The sequence below is a fragment of the Pseudomonas sp. nanlin1 genome, from assembly GCF_045571515.1.
Lineage (GTDB): Bacteria > Pseudomonadota > Gammaproteobacteria > Pseudomonadales > Pseudomonadaceae > Aquipseudomonas.
On record NZ_CP124218.1, the window covers coordinates 3,151,980 to 3,170,809 of the forward strand.

At 62.3% G+C, this 18,830-nt stretch carries 17 protein-coding genes; 14 read left to right on the forward strand and 3 right to left on the reverse strand.

From position 1 onward, the window contains the following. Nucleotides 1-108 precede the first annotated feature (108 nt). The 5 genes from QCL65_RS14540 to QCL65_RS14560 are packed head-to-tail and all read left to right on the forward strand — an operon-like array spanning nt 109 to nt 4,565. On the forward strand, nt 109-1,020 hold the full coding sequence (locus tag QCL65_RS14540; RefSeq protein WP_407309767.1) for a TauD/TfdA dioxygenase family protein: 912 nt from the start codon (nt 109-111) through the stop codon (nt 1,018-1,020). Nucleotides 1,021-1,041: 21 nt separating this feature from the next. After that, complete coding sequence (locus QCL65_RS14545; RefSeq protein WP_407309769.1) at nt 1,042-2,154, forward strand: ABC transporter substrate-binding protein; 1,113 nt, start codon at nt 1,042-1,044, stop codon at nt 2,152-2,154. Nucleotides 2,155-2,156: 2 nt separating this feature from the next. Beyond that, entirely contained in the window at nt 2,157-3,008 is an 852-nt protein-coding gene (locus QCL65_RS14550; RefSeq protein ID WP_407309771.1) for an ABC transporter permease, read from the forward strand. Continuing rightward, nucleotides 3,005-3,781 (forward strand): ABC transporter permease, encoded by a 777-nt coding sequence (locus QCL65_RS14555; RefSeq protein ID WP_407309773.1) that lies wholly within the window; start codon nt 3,005-3,007, stop codon nt 3,779-3,781. The genes QCL65_RS14550 and QCL65_RS14555 overlap by 4 nt, the downstream gene beginning before the upstream one ends. A 22-nt stretch (nt 3,782-3,803) precedes the next feature. Beyond that, the gene (locus QCL65_RS14560; protein ID WP_407309775.1) at nt 3,804-4,565 is read left to right on the forward strand and encodes an ABC transporter ATP-binding protein; all 762 of its coding nucleotides are present in this window, start codon (nt 3,804-3,806) and stop codon (nt 4,563-4,565) included. Nucleotides 4,566-4,617: 52 nt separating this feature from the next. On the opposite strand, the gene QCL65_RS14565 is transcribed toward QCL65_RS14560, so the two are convergent. Next, a complete protein-coding gene (locus QCL65_RS14565; protein ID WP_407309777.1) occupies nt 4,618-5,526 on the reverse strand; it encodes a LysR family transcriptional regulator in 909 nt (302 codons plus the stop codon). A 125-nt stretch (nt 5,527-5,651) separates the two neighbouring features. Here QCL65_RS14565 and QCL65_RS14570 point away from each other — a divergent pair, with 125 nt between their 5' ends. Continuing rightward, the gene (locus QCL65_RS14570; protein WP_407309779.1) at nt 5,652-6,404 is read left to right on the forward strand and encodes an SDR family oxidoreductase; all 753 of its coding nucleotides are present in this window, start codon (nt 5,652-5,654) and stop codon (nt 6,402-6,404) included. Between the two features lie 48 nt (nt 6,405-6,452). On the opposite strand, the gene QCL65_RS14575 is transcribed toward QCL65_RS14570, so the two are convergent. Then, entirely contained in the window at nt 6,453-7,478 is a 1,026-nt protein-coding gene (locus tag QCL65_RS14575) for an aldo/keto reductase (RefSeq protein ID WP_407309781.1), read from the reverse strand. 281 nt (nt 7,479-7,759) lie between these two features. Between QCL65_RS14575 and QCL65_RS14580 the strand changes: the two genes are divergently transcribed. The 8 genes from QCL65_RS14580 to QCL65_RS14615 all read left to right on the forward strand — a co-directional run bounded on the left by QCL65_RS14580 (nt 7,760) and on the right by QCL65_RS14615 (nt 17,850). Continuing rightward, on the forward strand, nt 7,760-8,893 hold the full coding sequence (locus QCL65_RS14580; protein WP_407309782.1) for an LLM class flavin-dependent oxidoreductase: 1,134 nt from the start codon (nt 7,760-7,762) through the stop codon (nt 8,891-8,893). 22 nt (nt 8,894-8,915) lie between these two features. After that, complete coding sequence (locus QCL65_RS14585) at nt 8,916-10,538, forward strand: ABC transporter substrate-binding protein (protein ID WP_407309784.1); 1,623 nt, start codon at nt 8,916-8,918, stop codon at nt 10,536-10,538. Then, nucleotides 10,531-11,514, forward strand: a complete 984-nt coding sequence (locus QCL65_RS14590) for an ABC transporter permease (protein WP_407309786.1) — start codon at nt 10,531-10,533, stop codon at nt 11,512-11,514. The genes QCL65_RS14585 and QCL65_RS14590 overlap by 8 nt, the downstream gene beginning before the upstream one ends. Nucleotides 11,515-11,540: 26 nt before the next feature. Next, nucleotides 11,541-12,419, forward strand: coding sequence for an ABC transporter permease (locus QCL65_RS14595; RefSeq protein ID WP_407309788.1), 879 nt, complete (start codon nt 11,541-11,543; stop codon nt 12,417-12,419). Further along, nucleotides 12,416-14,107 carry a dipeptide ABC transporter ATP-binding protein gene (locus tag QCL65_RS14600; protein ID WP_407309790.1) on the forward strand — a complete coding sequence of 564 codons (1,692 nt, stop codon included), beginning with the start codon at nt 12,416-12,418 and terminating at the stop codon, nt 14,105-14,107. Before QCL65_RS14595 ends, QCL65_RS14600 begins: the two co-directional genes overlap by 4 nt. A gap of 27 nt (nt 14,108-14,134) precedes the next feature. After that, the gene (locus tag QCL65_RS14605) at nt 14,135-15,496 is read left to right on the forward strand and encodes an LLM class flavin-dependent oxidoreductase (protein ID WP_407309792.1); all 1,362 of its coding nucleotides are present in this window, start codon (nt 14,135-14,137) and stop codon (nt 15,494-15,496) included. A gap of 27 nt (nt 15,497-15,523) precedes the next feature. Continuing rightward, complete coding sequence (locus QCL65_RS14610; protein WP_407309794.1) at nt 15,524-16,747, forward strand: acyl-CoA dehydrogenase family protein; 1,224 nt, start codon at nt 15,524-15,526, stop codon at nt 16,745-16,747. A gap of 128 nt (nt 16,748-16,875) precedes the next feature. Next, nucleotides 16,876-17,850, forward strand: a complete 975-nt coding sequence (locus tag QCL65_RS14615; protein WP_407309796.1) for an aliphatic sulfonate ABC transporter substrate-binding protein — start codon at nt 16,876-16,878, stop codon at nt 17,848-17,850. Here QCL65_RS14615 and QCL65_RS14620 read toward each other — a convergent pair. After that, the gene (locus QCL65_RS14620) at nt 17,847-18,785 is read right to left on the reverse strand and encodes a 5'-nucleotidase (RefSeq protein ID WP_407309798.1); all 939 of its coding nucleotides are present in this window, start codon (nt 18,783-18,785) and stop codon (nt 17,847-17,849) included. The genes QCL65_RS14615 and QCL65_RS14620 overlap by 4 nt on opposite strands. Between the last annotated feature and the right edge of the window lie 45 nt (nt 18,786-18,830).

Consider the following 18,830-nt stretch of genomic DNA (forward strand, 5'->3'; position numbering starts at 1 on the left):
CTTTTCGGCACATTCATACCTTCTATAGTTAGACGAAAGAGTGATTGGATTTTTACTGACGCCCTCACTATTGTCGCTTCACCTCTTAACTTTCAGTGGGTGCTTGTTATGTCCATCGTATTTCAGCCGGTCGCCGGCCGTCTCGGCGCGCAAGTCAGTGGTGTTAACTTGGGCGCAGACCTCAGCGCGGAAACTTTCAATGCGGTGCATCAAGCCCTGCTCAAGTACAAAGTATTGTTCTTTCGCGAACAGCATTTGGACGATCGCCAACACGAACACTTATCCAGCTACTTCGGCGAACAAGTGCCCCACCCAACCGTCCGTTCGGCCCAGCAAAGCCAGGCGATCCTGCACCTGGACGCGCGGGAAACCCGGGCGAACTCCTGGCATACGGATGTGACGTTCGTGGCCAACCCACCCAAGATATCCATTCTGCGCGGGGTGGTCATACCGGCCTTTGGCGGTGATACCGTCTGGGCCAATACGGCGGCCGCGTATGCGGACTTACCGGCCCCGCTGCAATTACTCGCCGAACAACTTCGTGCCCTTCACAGTAATGTCTACGATTATGTCGTGCCGCGCCATACCGGCGAATTGGGCAGTCGCCGTTACCGTGAAGAGTTCACTGCGGATGTTTATGAAACCGAACATCCGCTGGTTCATGTACATCCTGAAACAGGTGAAAAGGCGCTGGTATTAGGGCATTTCGTAAAACAACTTCAGGGGCTTGCGCCTAACGATTCAAAACACTTGCTGCGTTTATTCCACGAGCGCATCACCCACTTGGACAATACCGTGCGTTGGCGCTGGCAAACCGGGGACGTGGTGATCTGGGATAACCGCGCGACCCAGCACGTGGCCATTAACGACTACGGCGAAGCCGAACGCATCGTACGCCGTACGACCCTGGACGGTGACGTGCTGGTAGGGGTCGATGGGCAACCGAGCCTTGCCATCAAGCCCAGTGCGGATGCGCGCTCGCCCAAACACGAAAGCGACAAAAAACACCTCGCTGCCTGACCACCCACCGGGACTCACTCTATGCCTAATCGCACCTTATCCAAGCGGCTGCGCCTATCGGCCGTGGCCGTCGCCCTCACCAGCCTGTTGGGTTTTAGCCAAGCCCAGGCCGACGTGTTGCGCATCGGCGTAGCCAGCGCCGGCGGCGGCGACCCGGTCACGTTCAGCGGCTCGTCATTAGGCATTGTGCGCAACCAGCAACTGCTGGAAAAAGCTTTCGCCGGCAGTGACACCCAAGTTCAGTGGTTTTTCTTTAAAGGGGCCGGGCCTGCGGTCAACGAGGCGTTGTCCAACCAGCAATTGGACTTCGCCTTTGAAGGCGACCTGCCCCAGGTCGTGGCCCGGGCCAACGGCCTGGACACCCGATTGCTCGCAGCCCTGGGGGTGCGCTCGCGGGTTTACCTGGCGGTGCCCAAAGGCTCACCGATCAAGTCGTTCGCTGACTTGAAAGGCAAGCAGGTGGCGATCTTTCGCGGCACCAATGGGCATTTGGTGGCGATCAACCTATTGGCCGCCCACGGTCTAAAAGAAAAAGACCTGAAAGTGATCAACCTGGACACCGGCAGCACCCTGGCCGCGTTGGCGTCCCAGGGAGTCGATGCCGCTTTCGGTGGCCGCGAGTTGTTCAAGCTACGCGACCAAGGCCTGATCGATGTGATCTACACCAACCCCGAGGAAGACGTGCGCTATACCCGACAAACCGCCCTGGTGGTGCGCGGCGACTATGAGAAGCACCACCCGGAGCAAGTGCAGAAGGTGGTCGATACCGTGGTGCAAGCGGCGCGCTGGGCCTCGGAGCAGGACAATCGCGACGCCGTTTTGGCCGAATGGGCCAAAACCAACGAACCCCTGGCGTCATTGCAGGCGGACTTCCCCCAGCCGGCGCTACGCGACAATGTTTCGCCGCTGATCGATGACTTCGTCCGCCAGCGCTACCAAGCAGTGGCCGACCAAGCCCGCGAGGAGAAGTTGATCCGCCGGCCGGTAAGCATCGACGGCTGGTTCGAGACCCGCTACCTCGAACAGGCCCTGAAAACCCAAGGCTTGCAGGGGTACTGGAGCGCCTACGGCGCCGACGGCAAATCGAGCGCCGCCAGTACCGCCCAGGCAGCGACCGTCAAGAGCGGAGGTTGAACATGGCCCAGGCAGATGCATTGGTGCGCCAACCGCGCACACTGGCAACTTCAACGCCGCCCCGGCGGGCGCTGCCCGGCGGCGCGAGCCGCTGGCGCATCCGCGTGACAGACTTGGGCCTGGCCTGGTTGCTGCCGCTGGCGCTGCTCGGGTTATGGACCCTGGGCACCGAACAGGGTTGGCTATCGGCCCAAGTGCTACCGCCACCGGCGTATGTCTACGAAACCTTGGCCGACCTGTTCAGTAGCGGCGAGCTATGGCTCAATACCGCCGCCAGCCTGCAACGGGTGTTGCTGGGTTTCGCCCTTGGCGCCGTGCTGGGCATCGCCCTGGGCTGTGCCATGGGGCTGTCACGCCGCGTCGAGGACTACCTACTGCCCACCTTCAATGCCCTGGTGCAGATCCCGGTACTGGGCTGGCTGCCCTTTGCCCTGCTGCTGTTCGGCATCGGTGAAACCCTCAAATACGTGCTCATCGCCAAGGCCGCCATGGTCCCGGTGGCACTGTGCACCTTGCAGGCCTTCCACCAGGCGCCTAAGGCACTTCTGGAAGTAGGCCGCGCGTTTGGTTTCAGCCCTCGCCAGGCGGTGTTGCGCATCGTCTTGCCCGCAGCGGTGCCTACCCTGTTCACCGGTTTGCGCCTGGGGTTTACCAAGGCCTGGTTATCGTTGGTGGTGGTCGAGCTGGTGGCGTCTAGCGAAGGTCTGGGCTATCTGATTGTCTACGGCCGCCAGCTGTTTCAACTGGACTTGGTCATGGCCGCAGTGATGGTGGTCGGGGCCCTAGGCTGGGTGATCGATCGCAGCTTCGAACGCCTCGAACAACGCCTGCACAAAGGCTGGGGGCAAGCATGAGCGACGCACTCAAGCCGACAAATCGCTATCGCGGCGCCGTCTTGCCATTGGCCGCGGTGGCCCTGTGGTGGTGGGCGGCGGACCAGGGCTGGAGCCAATCCCCCTTACTGGTGTCGCCGCAACAGGTGTTCGAAACCGGTTGGGAACAGGTGGCTTCCGGGCAATTCTGGCGGGCCATCAGCGCCAGCCTGGCGCGTAACTTGAGTGGTTTTGCCATCGGCACCACCCTCGGTTTATTGCTCGGCTGCCTGTTGGGGCTGTCGCCCTTGAGCAAGCGCCTGATCGGCCCCAGCTTCAATACCTTCAAGCAGATTTCCCTGTTCGCCTGGATCCCGCTGATTTCCGTGTGGTTCGGCCTGGGGGATGTGGCCAAGGTGGTGTTTCTGTCCCTGGCGGCGCTGGTGCCCGTGGTGGTCAACACCTGCGATGGCTTGCGCAACGTGCCTACCAGCCTACTGGAGCTGGCGCGGGTGTATCACTTCAGCCGCTGGCAAACCATCGTGGGGGTCATGCTGCCCGCCGCCCTGCCATCGATCTTTACCGGCCTGTATTTGGCCCTGGTGTACTCCTGGTTGGCGACCATTGGCGCCGAGTACCTGCTGGTGTCTGGGGTGGGTATCGGCAATACCCTGATTGAAGGCAGCGAGCACTTCATGATGGACCTGGTGTTGTTCGGCATGCTCGTAATCGGCCTGGTGGGCTGGAGCCTCAACGCCCTGGCGCGCATTGCCGAACGCCGTATGCAGCGCCTCTACGGCATTGCCCCACACTGATCAGCTTCCAAGGAGCCGCCCCATGCAACGCAATAGCTTGACCCTGGAAAACATCAGCAAACGCTTCCCCAACCAATCGGCGAACGATCGGCCCCTGCATGTGCTGGACAACATTGACCTGGACATCGCCGCCGGCGAATTCATCAGCATCGTGGGGGCCAGCGGCTGCGGCAAGTCGACCTTGCTGCGCCTGATTCTGGGCCTGGATGAAGCGTTCGACGGGCGTATCCTGCTCGATGGCAAAGCCATCAAGGGTACCGGCCTGGAACGCGGCATCGTGTTTCAGGACCACCGGCTGTTCCCCTGGCTGACGGTCGAACAGAACATTGCCGTAGGCTTGAAAAACGCGCCGCTGTCTGCCGCGCAGAAGCACGACAGCGTGCGCGAACACATTGCCCTGGTAGGGCTGGAGGATTTCGCCCAGGCCTACCCCCAGCAAATTTCCGGCGGCATGGCGCAACGGGTGGCGATTGCCCGGGGCTTGGTCAATCGGCCTCAGGTGCTGTTGCTCGATGAACCCCTTGGAGCGCTGGACGCCCTGACCCGGCGACGCCTGCAGGGGGAATTGCAGCGCATTTGGGAGAAAGAAAAAATCACCATGATCCTGGTCACCCATGACGTCGACGAAGCGGTATTTCTGGGCGACCGTGTGGTGGTCATGCAGCCGAACCCGGGGCGCATCCGGCGCATCCTCGACATCGACCTGCCGCGCCCCCGCAACCGCAGCGATTCGCGCTTCATTGCGTTGCGCGACGATGTGCTCAGCGATTTCGCCGAGGCGTGATCCAGGCCTGGTACTTTCTGCGCCTCGACCAAGCCCGCTGGGGCATCCCGGCCTATGAAAGCGACACAGGGATATTGCCGTTCAAAGCTGGGATCTTTGCAAACACCTCAGCCATAAAATCCATAAACACGATAGCCCGCGTAGGCAGCAATCGGTTGGCGACATAAACCATCTGCACCGGGACAGGGGGAGCCGTATGTTGGCTGAGGATAAACTGTAATTTCCCGCTGTTCAGCCCGGCCTCGAACAGCCAGGCGGGCCCGTGCGCCACACCCAGGCCTGCCACGGCCGCCGCGCTCACAGCGTCGGGCGAGTTGACCCTGAAGCGGCCGGTCAGGGGAATTTCCGTATCGCGGAAACGCCAGGTCGCCCCGGACGACAGTAAGGTGTAGATGATGCAGTCGTGGTCGCGCAGATCATCCGGGGTCTGCGGAACGCCGCGTTTAGCGAGGTAATCGTTGCTGGCAACGAATACCCGGTCGTACCAACCAAGCGGCCGGGCGCGCAAGGCGCTGTCCTCCAGTTGCCCTATGCGAATGGCCAGTTCGGTGCCTTCATTGACCAGGTCTACGTATCGATCGTTGAGTTGCAGATCCAAGATCAATCGAGGGTAGCGCTGCAAAAAGGCTGGCACGTACGGCAGCACGAACGCATGTGCGAGGGCTGTCGGACAGGCTACGCGCAAGAGTCCCGACGGGTCGACATTGTTTCTGAAGGACGATTCGGACTCATCCACCGCGTCCAGGATACGCCGGATGTCCGCATAGTAGCGCTCGCCCTCCGGCGTCAAGGACAGCTTGCGGGTCGACCGGTGGAGCAAACGCGTCTGCAAATGCTCCTCCAGCGCCGCTACATAGCGGCTTACATTGGGCTGCCCCAGGCCCAAATCACGCCCTGCCGCCGAAAAGCTGCCCGTTTCTACAGCACGCGCGAAGCATGTCATCAAAACAAATCGGTCCACTTCCCCACCTATTCATGCCTAAATTGCATGGATTATATGCCAATCGGCAGTCTTATCCGATAAAGAGCATAAGCGCATAGTTCTCCATATCGACCGCGGTGGTCGTCATTCACCGGAGAATTCATATGTCCCGCTTGCAAGGTAAACGTACGCTCATCACTGGCGGCACCAGTGGCATCGGGCTGGAAACGGCCAAGCAATTTCTGGCCGAGGGTGCCCGCGTGATCGTAACGGGTGTCAACCCCGATTCGATTGCCAGGGCTCAGGCCGAATTAGGCCCGCAAGTGCCGGTGCTGCGCGCCGACTCAGCCAGCGTTGCCGCACAACAGGAGCTGGCGCAGGTGATCAAGGAACACTATGGCCAACTCGACGTGGCCTTCCTCAATGCCGGGGTATCTGTCTGGAAGCCCATTGAGGAATGGACCCAAGAGATGTTCGACCGCTCCTTCGACATCAACGTCAAAGGCCCGTACTTCCTGATGCAGGCGCTGTTGCCGGTCTTCGCAAATCCTGCTTCGGTCGTGTTGACGACCTCCATAAGCGCGCATGCAGGCGCAGATCGCTCGTCTGTGTACGCCGCAACGAAAGCTGCATTGCTCAATATGTCGAAGACGCTTTCGACCGAATTGCTCGGCCGTGGCATCCGGGTCAACGCAGTGAGCCCTGGCCCGGTCGAGACTCCGCTCTACGACAAGCTCGGTATTCCCGAAGCTTATCGCGAACAGCTTAACCAAGAGATCGCGGCAACCATTCCGCTCGGGCGCTTCGGTACCGCCGACGAAGTGGCCAAGGCAGTACTGTATCTGGCCTCCGACGAGTCGCGCTGGACGGTGGGCTCGGAAATCGTCCTGGACGGCGGCCGCCTGCTAAATGGCTAAGCTGTTGCGCCACGAGACCTTTTTCGTTGGAGGCTCGCCAGAGAAATTCTAGGCAGTAAAGGGTTGCCGGCCGAAAAACGGATGGCTGGGGTCGTTGTAACCCGCTGTCGACGCATGTCCCGTCACGACCAGGTCGTTGACCAGCGCTTCGTCTTCGCCAGTGAACGCGTAATTGAGCGCCGGCAAATAGTCATCCCATTGCGCCTCAGTCCGTGGGCCGGCGATGGCCGAGGTGATCAAGCGATTGTTCAACACCCAGGCCAAGGCGAACTGCCCCGGCGAAATGCCGCGCGTTTCGGCGTGGGCCTTGATGCGCTGGGCCAGGTCGAGGGATTCGGGCCGCCATTCGGTCTGCTGCAAGCGTTTGTCCTGGCGCCCGGCACGGGTATCGGCCGCTGGCGCCTGTTGTGGGTCGTATTTACCCGTGAGCACGCCACGGGCCAAGGGGCTATAGGACACGACGCCGATTCCATAGTAGTCGGCCGCCGGCAGATGCTCGACTTCAATCTGGCGGTTGGCCAGGTTATACAGCGGCTGGCTGGCGGTTGGGCGCTCGATGCCGAGCAAGTCAGCGGTACGGCTGAATTCGGCGAGTTTCCAGGCGCGGTGGTTGGATAAACCGTAGCTGCGGATTTTCCCTGCACGCAGTAAGTCCGAGAGAGCGCGCAAGGTTTCCTCCACCGGGGTGCTGGCGTCTTCGCGGTGCAGGTAGAACAGGTCGATGTAGTCGGTGTTTAGGCGCCTGAGGCTGGCTTCCACCGATTGGATAACGTTGTTGCGCGAGGCGCCCTGATTGTTGGGGCCATGGCCGTCGGGGTCGGGGTTGACGAACTTGGTGGCCAGCACCCATTGCGCGCGACGTTCGGCGATCAACCGGCCGACGACGACTTCCGAGCGGCCGGCATTGTAGCCATTGGCGGTGTCGATAAAGTTGATGCCTTGCTCGAAGGCCTTGGCGGTTATGCGCGCGGCTACGTCGTCTGGCGTTTGCCCGCCGAACATCATGGTCCCCAGCGTTAGCGGCGAGACTTTCAGGCCGTGGCGGCCAAGGGTGCGATAGTTGATGGTGCTCATCGAGACTCCATTAAGCGATAGTCGAAACGGTTAACATCCATTCATTACTTAGCGTAAAAACGCACCGTACACACTTAATAAAAAGTCATAAGCCTATGCCGATTGAATAGCACTGTACGCCGAGCAACAGTCAATCATCAAATACGCTCCAATTCAAACTTACCGGGGTTTATTCGATAAATTTAAAAAACCGCTCAAAACCATATTAATCAACAAGTTAAACCAAATGGCACAGCACTTGCTCTGGCTTGTATATCAGGCCTTATTGTGGAGTACGTGAAGTGTCATCTTCGCCCCTGGATTACCCAGACAGCCCTTTATCCCAAGCGTTTCGCCAACCGTTATTTCTGGGTTTATTCCTCCCGGTACAGTCAGGCGGCTGGAGCCCCTCAGCGCTGCCACGCAGCACAACCTGGACGTTCGACTATAACCGCCAACTAACCTTGAGGGCGGAAGCCTTGGGTTTCGACTTGGTATTTGCCCTCGCCGAATGGCTGGGCAAAGGCGGCTATGGTGGCGATATCCGTTACCACGATGAGTCCCTGGACGCTTTTATCACCCAAGCTGCACTGGCCTCGGTCACCCAGCGCATCCTGCTGATATCGACCCTGCATGTTCTTTATGGCCCCTGGCATCCGCTGCACTTGGCCAAGTTCGGCGCAACCCTGGACCACATCAGCAATGGCCGCTGGGGGTTGAACCTGGTGACCGGGCACCGCCACCGCGAACACCGCCGGTTCGGCCAGGCGCCCATCGAACACGATCAGCGCTATCGCCAGGCCGAAGAGTTTATCGAGATCGTGCAACGCTTATGGCAGAGCCCGGACAACCTGGACTTTGCCGGCGCGCATTACCGCCTGGAAGAGGCCTATGTGAGCGTCAAGCCACGCTATGGCCGCCCCGTGCTGGTCAACGCGACCGGTTCGGCGGCCGGTATCGAGTTCGCCGCGCGCCACTCTGACATTGTCTTCACCACCAGCCCCGGCAGCGCCGAAATCGAAAACGCCCTGGAAAAACTGCCCGAGCACTTGCAGCGCATTAAGCACGCCGCACGCCAACACGGGCGACAGCTGCGCACCCTGATCAACCCCCTGGTGATCTGCCGCGACAGCGATGCCGAAGCCTGGGAGGTGCATGGCGCAATCAGCGCCGCCGGCGACCCCGGGGCATTGGCCGGCCATGCCAGGGAGGCCAGCGACGCCCACGCCTGGCGCGGCCATCAGCCAGAGCAGAAATACGTCGGCGGCAATATCCAACTGGTGGGCAGCCCCGAGACGGTCGTGCGCGACATTATCCGCCTCAAAGAGGCCGGCATCGATGGCCTGCAGTTGAGCTTCTTCGACTTTGCCCCCGACCTCGAACAGTTCGGCGAGCGCGTCTTGCCGTTACTGCGCCAAGCCGGCTTGCGCCACTAATCTCTTGCCCTGGACTTTGCCCATGACCGTCACCCGCCGCCACTTCGTCGCAGGCCTGTCTGCCCTTCCGCTGCTGGGCGCCACCCTACCCTTTGCAGCCAATGCCTTGGCCAGCACCAGCCCTGCCACGGGGCCACGTTTGCTCAGCCTCCTGAGCAACCCGGAACCACCCTCGTTAAGCGCTTTTAATACCAGTGCCGGCACCAGCATATTGGCTAGCAGCAAGGTGCTCGAAGGGCTGCTCGGTTATGACGATCAATTGCAACCCCGGGCCGTTCTGGCCACCGAATGGAGCGTGGCCGATGACGGCCTGAGCTACCACTTCAACCTGCGCCGCAACGTCAAATGGCACGACGGGCAGCCCTTTACCTCGGCCGACGTGGCTTTTTCCCTGGATCTGATCAAGCGTTATCACCCGCGCGGCAGTGCAACGTTCGCTAACCTGATCGGCGTTGATACACCGGATGATTTCACCGCCATTGTGCGTCTGAGCAAGCCGGCGCCCTACCTGATTCGCGGCTTTGCCGGTGGCGAAACGCCGATCTTGCCGCGCCACCTCTACGCAGCGGGCGATCCGCTGAGCAACCCGCACAACAATGCACCGATCGGCACCGGGCCGTTTCGCTTCAAGCGCTGGGAACGCGGCAGTTTTATCGAATACGAACGCAACCGCGACTATTGGAACCCAGCGCAACCGGCGATCGATACGCTGATCCTGAAAATCGTTCCTGACTCGGCCGCGCGCCTGGCAGCCCTGCAAAACGGCAGCCTCGACATTGGCGGCGAAACCCCCGTGCCGCTCAGCGACCTGCAACGCCTGACCGCCTCGGGGCAACTGCGCTCCACCACCCGTGGCTACCGCTATTCGGTCGTGCCGACCATGCTCGAATTCAACCTCGACCACCCGTTGCTGGGGCGCCTGGAAGTGCGCCAGGCGATTGCCCACGCGCTGGACCGCGAGGTCATCCGCAAGGTGGTCTACTACGGCTATGCCGAAGCCAGTGTGTCGCCCATTCCGGCCAGTTTCAAAGACTACGTTTACCAAGGCGCCAACCCCTACCCGTTCGACGTGGCACGGGCCAATGCGTTGCTCGATGAGGCTGGCTTGGCCAAAAACGGCGACCACCGTTTCAGCCTGACCCTCGACCCGCTGCCCTACGGTGACAGCTACCAACGTACCGGAGCGTATATCCGCTCGGCCCTGGCGCGGATCGGCATTGACGTGCAGCTGCGCGCGCAAGATTTTCCCACCTACGTCAAACGCATCTATACCGATCGCGACTTCGCCTTTGCCGTGGTCGGCATGGGCTCCATGTACGACCCCACGGTGGGTGTGCAGCGGCTGTTCTGGTCGAAGAATTTCCGCAAGGGCCTGCCCTTCTCCAATGGCAGCCATTACCACAACCCAGAAGTGGACCGCCTACTGGAAGCCGCCGCCGTAGAAACGGACGAAGTCCGCCGGGCTGAGCTGTTCAAAGCGTTCCAGAAAATCGTCATTGAAGAACTGCCGTCAATCACCCTGGTCATGCAGCAACAGGTCACCGTGTTCAACGCCCGGGTGCGCGGTTTCGAAGAAGACGGCAATGGCCTCAACGGCAGCCTGGCCGGCGTGAGCCTCGACGCCGAGGCAGTCGCCCATGGCTGAACGACGCTTATGGCGGCTGACCCGGCGCAGCCTATGGCAGGCCGTGCCCACCGTGGTCGGCATCGTGCTGCTGAACTTCTTTTTGCTGCGTTTGATTCCTGGCGATGCGGTGGACGTGCTCGCGGCCGAGTCGGGCAGCGCCACCGCGCAAACCCTCGCGCGCTGGCGCGAGCATTTCGGCCTGGACCTGAACCTGGGCCAGCAATTGTGGGCTTACCTGCACCACCTGCTGCAACTGGACCTGGGGCTGTCGCCGCGCTTCAACCTGCCCGTGACCGAGTTGGTGTTCGCGCGGCTACCCAACACTCTGCTGCTGATGCTCGGTGCCCTAGGTACGGCCTTACTGGTGGGGCTTGCCGCGGGGGCGGCCATGGCAACCTGGGTCGGGCGCTGGCCGGATCGGCTGATCTCACTGGTGGTGCTGCTGATGTACTCGACCCCCGGTTTCTGGGTCGGTCTGATGGCAGTCGTGCTGTTTTCGGTGCACCTGGGCTGGCTGCCCAGTGACGGCATCGCCACCCTTGGCCAAGACCTGCAGGGCAGCGCCTGGCTGCTGGACCGTGTCAAACACGCGCTGTTGCCGATTTTCACCCTGGCGACCTTCTATATCGCCCTCTACGCCCGCCTGACCCGGGCCGCCATGCTCGACGTACAGCGTCAGGACTTCGTGCGCACGGCGCGGGCCAAAGGCTTGCACCCAGCGCGGGTGGCCCTGCGGCATATTTTGCGCAATGCGCTGCTGCCGGTGACCACCCTGGCGGGGCTGCACTTCGCCGCGCTGTTCGGCGGCGCAGCCGTCACCGAGACCTTGTTCGGCTGGCCCGGCCTGGGCCGCCTGACCCTGGAGGCGGTGATGTCGCGCGACTTCAATCTGCTGCTGGGGATCCTGCTGTTGTCTTCGATGCTGGTGGTAGTGCTGAACATCGCGGTGGACCTGCTGCAGGCCTGGCTCGACCCACGCATTCAACCCGACTGACGATTGCCCCACGCAAGGAGCTGCACATGGACATCGCGCTATTGAACCCCGATCGAGGCGGGCACAGTGAAACGCTGTGGAGCGCCTTGCGGCGTAACCCCGCCGCCCTGGCCGGTGCGACCCTGCTGAGCAGCGTCGTGCTGCTGGCATTTGTCGCCGATCAGCTCTACCCCGGTGACCCGCTGGAGATGGTCGGCCTGCCCCTGCAATGGCCAGGCGCCGACCCCGCCTACCCGCTGGGGACCGACTCGCTGGGGCGCGACGTCGCCGCCGGCATTGCCCACGGCGCCCGCGTGTCGCTGTTGATCGCCTTGAGCGCCACGCTGCTCAGCGTGTTGATCGGCGTAACGGTGGGAGCCCTCGCGGGCTACCACGGCGGCTGGCTGGGGGACGCCCTGATGCGCGTCACCGAGGTGTTCCAGACCGTACCGTCGTTCCTCCTGGTCATCGTTATCGTCGCCATCGGCAACCCCAGCGTCGGGGTGATTGCCCTGGCCATCGGCGTCTCGTCCTGGCCCACCGTCGCACGCTTGACCCGGGCTGAATTTCGCACCCTGCGCGAAGCCGATTTCGTCACTGCGGCGCGCAGCCTGGGGTTCAGTCAGCGGGCGATCATCCTACGCGAGATCCTGCCCAATGCCCTGGCCGCCCTGGTGGTGACCAGCTCGATTCTGGTGGCTTCGGCGGTGCTGATCGAAGCCGGGCTGGCGTTCCTCGGCATGAGCGACCCAAACCACGCCAGTTGGGGCGGCATGATTGGCAGCGGCCGGGAACAGATCGCCGCTGCCTGGTACCTGACCGCCCTACCGGGCGTAGCGATCATTGTGCTGGTGCTGGCGTTGAACCTGCTGGGGGATGGCCTCAACGATGCCCTCAACCCGCGCCTGCGGCGGTATCGATCATGAGCCTGTTGGATGTGCGTGGATTAGGCGTGAGCTACGACGGGGTGGCCGCCGTACGCGATTTGAGCTTCACCCTTGGCGCCGGCGAAACCCTGGCATTGGTGGGGGAGTCGGGCTGCGGTAAGTCCACCACCGCCCTTGGGTTGATGCGCCTGCTCCCCGACAGCGCTCAACTCCACGGCCAAGCCTGGTTCGAAGGCCGCGACCTGCTGGCGCTGCGAGCGCGGCAGATGCGCCAATTGCAAGGCAGCGCCGTGGGGATGATTTTCCAAGACCCGCAGTCCAGCCTCAACCCAGTGCTCAGCCTGGGCGAGCAGGTGTGCGAAAGCTTGCTCGCCCACACTGACCTCACTCATCGCCAGGCCTGGTCGCGGGCTGAAGAACTGTTCGGCCTGGTGCGCCTGCCCCGGCCCAAAGCCCATCTGCGCGAGTACCCGCAGCATTTGTCGGGCGGCCAGCGGCAACGGGTGATGATCGCTCTGGCGATTGCCTGCGAGCCCCGGCTGTTGATCGCCGACGAGCCCACCACGGCCCTGGACGTCAGCGTGCAAGCGCAGATCCTCGATTTACTCGATGGCCTGCGGCGTGAGCTGCGCATGGGCCTGCTGCTGATTACCCACGACCTGGGGGTGGTCGAGCAGCACGCCGATCGGGTGATTGTCATGCACGACGGCCGCGCTCTTGAGACTCAGCCCGCTGCGGCGCTATTCGAAAACCCTCGGCACCCCTACACCCGGGGCTTGCTCCAGGCATCCCTGGGCCAGCAACACCGGCAACATTATCTGGACAATCGCCTGGCGGAAATTCACGTCACCCGCCACGCCCACCGGACGAACCATTATCAGGTCAGCCCCACCCACTACCCGGCCGCCCAACGCCCCCAGCCGCCCAAAGCCGGGCCGCCCTTGCTGGTCGCCGAAGGCCTCAGTGTGGGCTACGGCAGCCGCCAAGTGCTGGATCAACTGTCACTGAGCATCGGCGAGCGTGAAACCGTAGGCCTGGTGGGTGAGTCCGGCTGTGGTAAATCCACCCTTGGCCGCGCACTGCTCAACCTGCTGCCGCGCCGCCAGGGCCGCGTGCTCTACCAGGGTAACGACTGCGCCGAGCTGAGCGGCCAGGCCTTACTGCAATGGCGCAGCCAGGTGCAGATGATCTTCCAGGACCCCTCTGCCGCCCTCAACCCCCGCCACAGCATCGACACCCTGCTGACCCGCGTGCAGCGCCTGCACGGGCAAACCGATCGCCAGCAGATGCGCCGCGACCGCGAGGCCATGCTCGATGCCGTCGGCCTGCCGCGCAGCAGCCTGCAGCGCTTGCCCCACCAGTTTTCCGGCGGCCAGCGGCAACGGGTGGGCATTGCCAGAGCTTTGATTCTGCGCCCCAAACTGCTGATCTGCGACGAGCCCGTGTCGGCCTTGGACGTATCGACCCAGGCGCAGATCCTCAACCTGTTAGTGGAGCTGCGCGAGGCGTTTGGTTTGTCTTACTTGTTCATTTCCCATGACCTCTCGGTGGTGCGCTACTTCGCTGACCGCGTGCTGGTGATGCAAGCCGGACGCATCGTCGAACAAGCCAGCGCTCAGGCCCTGTGGGCACAACCCCAACACCCGTATACACGCCGTTTGCTCGAGGCCATTCCCGGCCCACGCAGGGCACCCATCATCGGCCTACCCTTTGCGCTGGGCTGGTAAGCATCGAGATTGTTCAGGAGCACTGCCATGACCCGTCGTACCGACCAACTCAAGCTGGGCCTGTTTCTGCGGGCCACCGGGCACCACCTGGCGGCCTGGCGCGACGTAGGCGCCCAGGCCGATGCCGGGGTGCGTATCGAGCACTACATCGGCCTCGCTCAACAAGCCGAAGCCGCCGGGTTCGATACGCTGTTTCTCGCCGATAGCGTCTCGGTACGCGGCATCGATTCGAGCACCTTCGACCGGGTGATCGCCCCCAGCCTGACGTTCGAGCCCTTGACGCTACTGGCCACGCTGGCAGCCGTTACTTCGCGCATCGGCCTGATTGCCACAGCCAGCACCAGCTATAGCGAACCCTACAACCTGGCGCGTCAGTTCGCGTCCCTGGACCACATCAGCGGGGGCCGGGTCGGCTGGAACCTGGTGACCAGCAGCGACCCGCAAGCAGCCGACAACTTTGGCGGCGCCGGCCAGGCCGCCCATGCCGACCGCTATCAACGCGCACGGGAATTCCACACGGTGGTCGACAAGCTGTGGGACAGCTGGGAAGACGATGCGCTGGTGCTCGACCGCGCCAACGGGATATTCATCGACCGCAACAAGCGCCATTTTACCGACCACCACGGCGAGCACTTTGCCGTACGCGGTCCCTTGAACGTGCTGCGCTCACCCCAAGGCAAGCCGGTGCTGGTGCAGGCCGGAGCCTCTGAAGATGGCCGAGCACTGGCTGCGGCCACGGCCGAAGCGATCTTTGCCGCCCACCAGAATCTGGCCGATGCCCAGGCTTTCTATCAGGACATCAAGGGCCGCGCGCAAGCCCTGGGGCGTAACCCCGAGTACATCAAGGTGCTGCCTGGGGTGAGCATCTTTACAGCCGCGACCTCCGCCCAGGCCCATGCCAAGCACCAACGTTTGCAAGACCTGGTGCACCCGGAGGTGGGGCTCAGCCTGTTGTCATCGCTGTTGGGCGGAGTCGATCTCAGCGGCTTACCGCTAGACGGCCCCTTGCCCGCCGATGTCCCAGCCACCAATGCCTCGAAGAGCCGCCAACAATTGATTCTGCAACTGGCCGAAGAAGGCCTGAGCCTGCGTGAGCTGTACCTGCGCCTGGCCGGCGCCCGCGGCCATTGGACCCTGGTGGGTTCACCTACGGAAGTGGTGGACCAATTGGAAGCCTGGTTCCAGGGCCGAGGGGCCGATGGCTTCAACATTTTGCCGCCGACCTATCCCGAGGGCCTCGACGATTTTATCCAGTTGATCCTGCCCGAGCTGCGCCGCCGTGGGCTGGTCGGCACGGGTTACGTTGGCAAAACCTTGCGTGAGCACTTGGGCCTGCCTTATCCGCAGCATCCAGCAGCGCGCCAACGTCAATTACGGGCCTCGGCCTAAAGCCCTCTGCTTCAAGGAGCAACCCTGATGAGCCAAATTGATTCCGCCTGGGGCGCCGGCCCCACCCCTGGCTACGAAGCCCTGGCCGAACCCTTCCGAGCACTCTTCGCCAGCCTTGCTGAAGGCGCCATCGAGCGCGAGCTGGACCGCCGCCTGCCCTGGCAAGAGCTGCAAAGCCTGAAAGACGCCGGGTTTACAGCGGTCCGTGTTCCCGTCGAATACGGTGGGCGGGGGGCTAACCTGCCTGAGCTGTTCAACTTGCTGATCGAGCTGGGCGCGGCTGACTCCAACTTGGTGCAAGCCTTGCGCGGGCACTTCGGCTTCGTCGAAGACGTGCTCAACCACCCAGACCCCGCCTATCGCCAGCGCTGGTTGGAACGCCTGGGCCGCGGTGAAGTAGTCGGCCCCGCCACGGGCGAAATCGGCCAGGCGCGCCAAGCCCAACATGGTACCCAGTTGCAATCGAGCGCCAACGGCTGGCGGCTCAACGGCAGCAAGTTTTACACCACAGGTTCCCTCTACAGTGATTGGATTTTCGTCAGCGCCAGCGGGCCCGACGGCGAACGCCTGGGCGCTACCGTGCGCAGCAATGCGCCGGGTGTCGAGGTGATCGACGATTGGAATGGCTTCGGTCAGACCTTGACCGCCAGCGGCACGGCGCACTTTCGTGACGTGCACGTGGACCCGGCCAATGTGGTCAGTTTCGAGCAGCGTTTCGGCTACTCGCCAGCGTTCTACCAGATGGTCCATCTGGCTAATCTGGCCGGCATCGGCCGCGCCCAGACCAACCAAGTCGCCCGTGCGGTAGCCCAGCGCACGCGCAGCTTCAGCAACGGCAATGCCGACCGCGTGGCCAACGACCCGCAGGTGTTGCAGGTGGTCGGGCAAGTGCGCGGGGCTGCCTACGGCGCGGGGGCCATCGTGCTGAAGATCGCCGAGGCGCTGCAACGGGCCCACGTCGCTACGCTGGCCGGTGACACCCAAGCCATCGAACAGGCGGTGATCATCGCCGAGCTGGAAGTGGCCCAATCGCAAACCCTGGTGAGCCAATTGATACTCGACGCCAGCACGCTGGCGTTCGATGCCCTCAGCGCCTCCGCCACGTTACGCCCCCAAGGGCTCGACAGGTTCTGGCGCAATGCCCGCACCCTGTCCTCCCACAACCCCAGGTTTTATAAAGACCGGATCGTCGGCGACTACGCGGTGAACGGCACCGCCCCGCCGGGCCAGTGGAAAATTGGCGTGGCTTGACCAGACAGGGCTGGGGCTGCCCATGGGGCGCATAAGCTAATGCATAAAATGTATTTAAATAATATTTTTTATAACTTTATGATCAGACCCAAATCCTATCCAACGTCCCACTGTGTTTGGAGCGCCCTATGCCACCGCGTTTTTCCCCGACCGCCTCAAGGCTGCGTCGGCCCCTCTGGATTGGCCTGCTGGCCGCTGCTGCCGGCTTGCTGGCAAACCCGGCCTATTCGGCAGAAACCGTGCGCATCGGCTACCAGAAATCGTCCACCCTGATGACGTTGCTGAAAACCCAGGGCACCCTGGAAAAAGCCCTGGCCAAAGACGACATCAAGATCACCTGGCATGAATTTCCCAGCGGGCTGCCCCTGCTGGAAGCCCTGAACGTAGGCAATGTTGACATCAGTGCGGATGTCGCCGATACGGTGCCCATTTTCGCCCAGGCGGCCCAGGCCAAACTGACCTATTTCGCCGAAGAGGCCGCCTCGCCGCAAGCGCAAGCCATCGTTGTGCGCCAAGACTCGCCCGTGCAGCAATTGGCCGACCTCAAAGGCAAAAAAATTGCCGTGACCAAAGCCGCTGGCAGCCATTACCTATTGATTGCCGCATTGAGAAAGGCCGGGCTGAAATTCTCCGACATCCAGCCCGCCTACCTGTCCCCGGCGGACGGCCGCGCCGCGTTCGAAAATGACAAGGTCGATGCCTGGGTGACCTGGGAACCGTTTCTCACCAGCGTGCAGCGCCAGTTGCCCACCCGCACCCTGGCCGACGGTAACGGCCTAGCCAGCTACAAGCGCTATTACCTCACCAGCACCCGCTATGCCCAGGCTCACCCCGAGGTACTCCAGCACGTCTATGCACAGCTGCAAGCCTCGGGTAACTGGGTAAAAGGCCACCCTGGGGAAGCCGCGCGAATCCTAGGCCCACTGTGGGGCAACCTGGACGTGGCCACGGTGGAGGCCGCCAACGCTCATCGCAGTTACCGGGTGCAGCCCGTCAAGCGCGAACAATTGGCTGAACAACAGCAGATCGCCGACGCCTTCTTCGCGGCCGGGCTGTTGCCCAAGGCGGTGGATGCCGGTGCGGTCGAGGTCTGGCAACCTTAAGTAGCCGGTTGATTGATGATGCCAAACGGCACATGTACCGATGGCGCCACCGCACTGGCGGACTTGAGGTGGCCGGGCTGGTCGTCGAAGAAAATATGCGGTTTGAGCACCGCCAATACCCGGCCTTTATCGATGCCGCCGAGGAAAAACGCATCATTGGCCATGACGCCCCAGCTTTTCAGGGTATTCATGGCGCGCTCGTGGGAAGGCGCGTTGCGGGCGGTGACAATGGAAACCCGTAGGCGGTTCTCGTAGTCCGGGTGCAGGACCTTGTGCTGTTCTTCGGCGGCCTGGATCCTGGCCATGCGCACCATAAACTCCTTCAACGGCCCGGGGTTGTGCGGTTGCATGACGTTTTTCACTTCATGGGCATGAAACTCGCGCAGCCCCTCGGCTTGCATCACCGACTCGGACTCATCCCCCGCCAGCACCCCGTCGAAGTCAAACGCGATGCGCAGGGTGCGGTCTTCATCATCATCGTCGAACTGCGAAGCCAATACCTGCCCAGCCGCGTGCCCCGCGCGAATGGCAGCGTCTACATCTGGCTTGTTGGCCGACAAGAACAGCGCAATGTTCAACGCCGGAATGTATTCGTAAGGCGAGCGACCCTGCATGAAAATCGCCCGGGTCATGCCTAACCCGTAGTGCTCAATGGTTTTCATCACCCGCAGGCCAGTGTCGGGGTCGTTGCGCGAAAGCAGCACCACTTCCACCAAGGGGTCGTTGGCGTCCGCGCTGAGGTCGTTGAGCGACAACAAACGCCTGATAAAAGGAAAGGCAATGCCCTTGGGCAGCGGGTCGTCGAGGTGGGCTTCCTGGAACTTGCGATACGCCGCTTCGCCTTGGCTCTTGAACACCGCGTCGGACGCCTGCAGGTCAAAAACAGCACTTGAGGCGACGCCGATGACCAGGCGGTTGTCCAGTTCGTAAGGCATCTAATTTCCTCTGACAAATAGGCATTCGAGCGCTGGCTGGGTGGA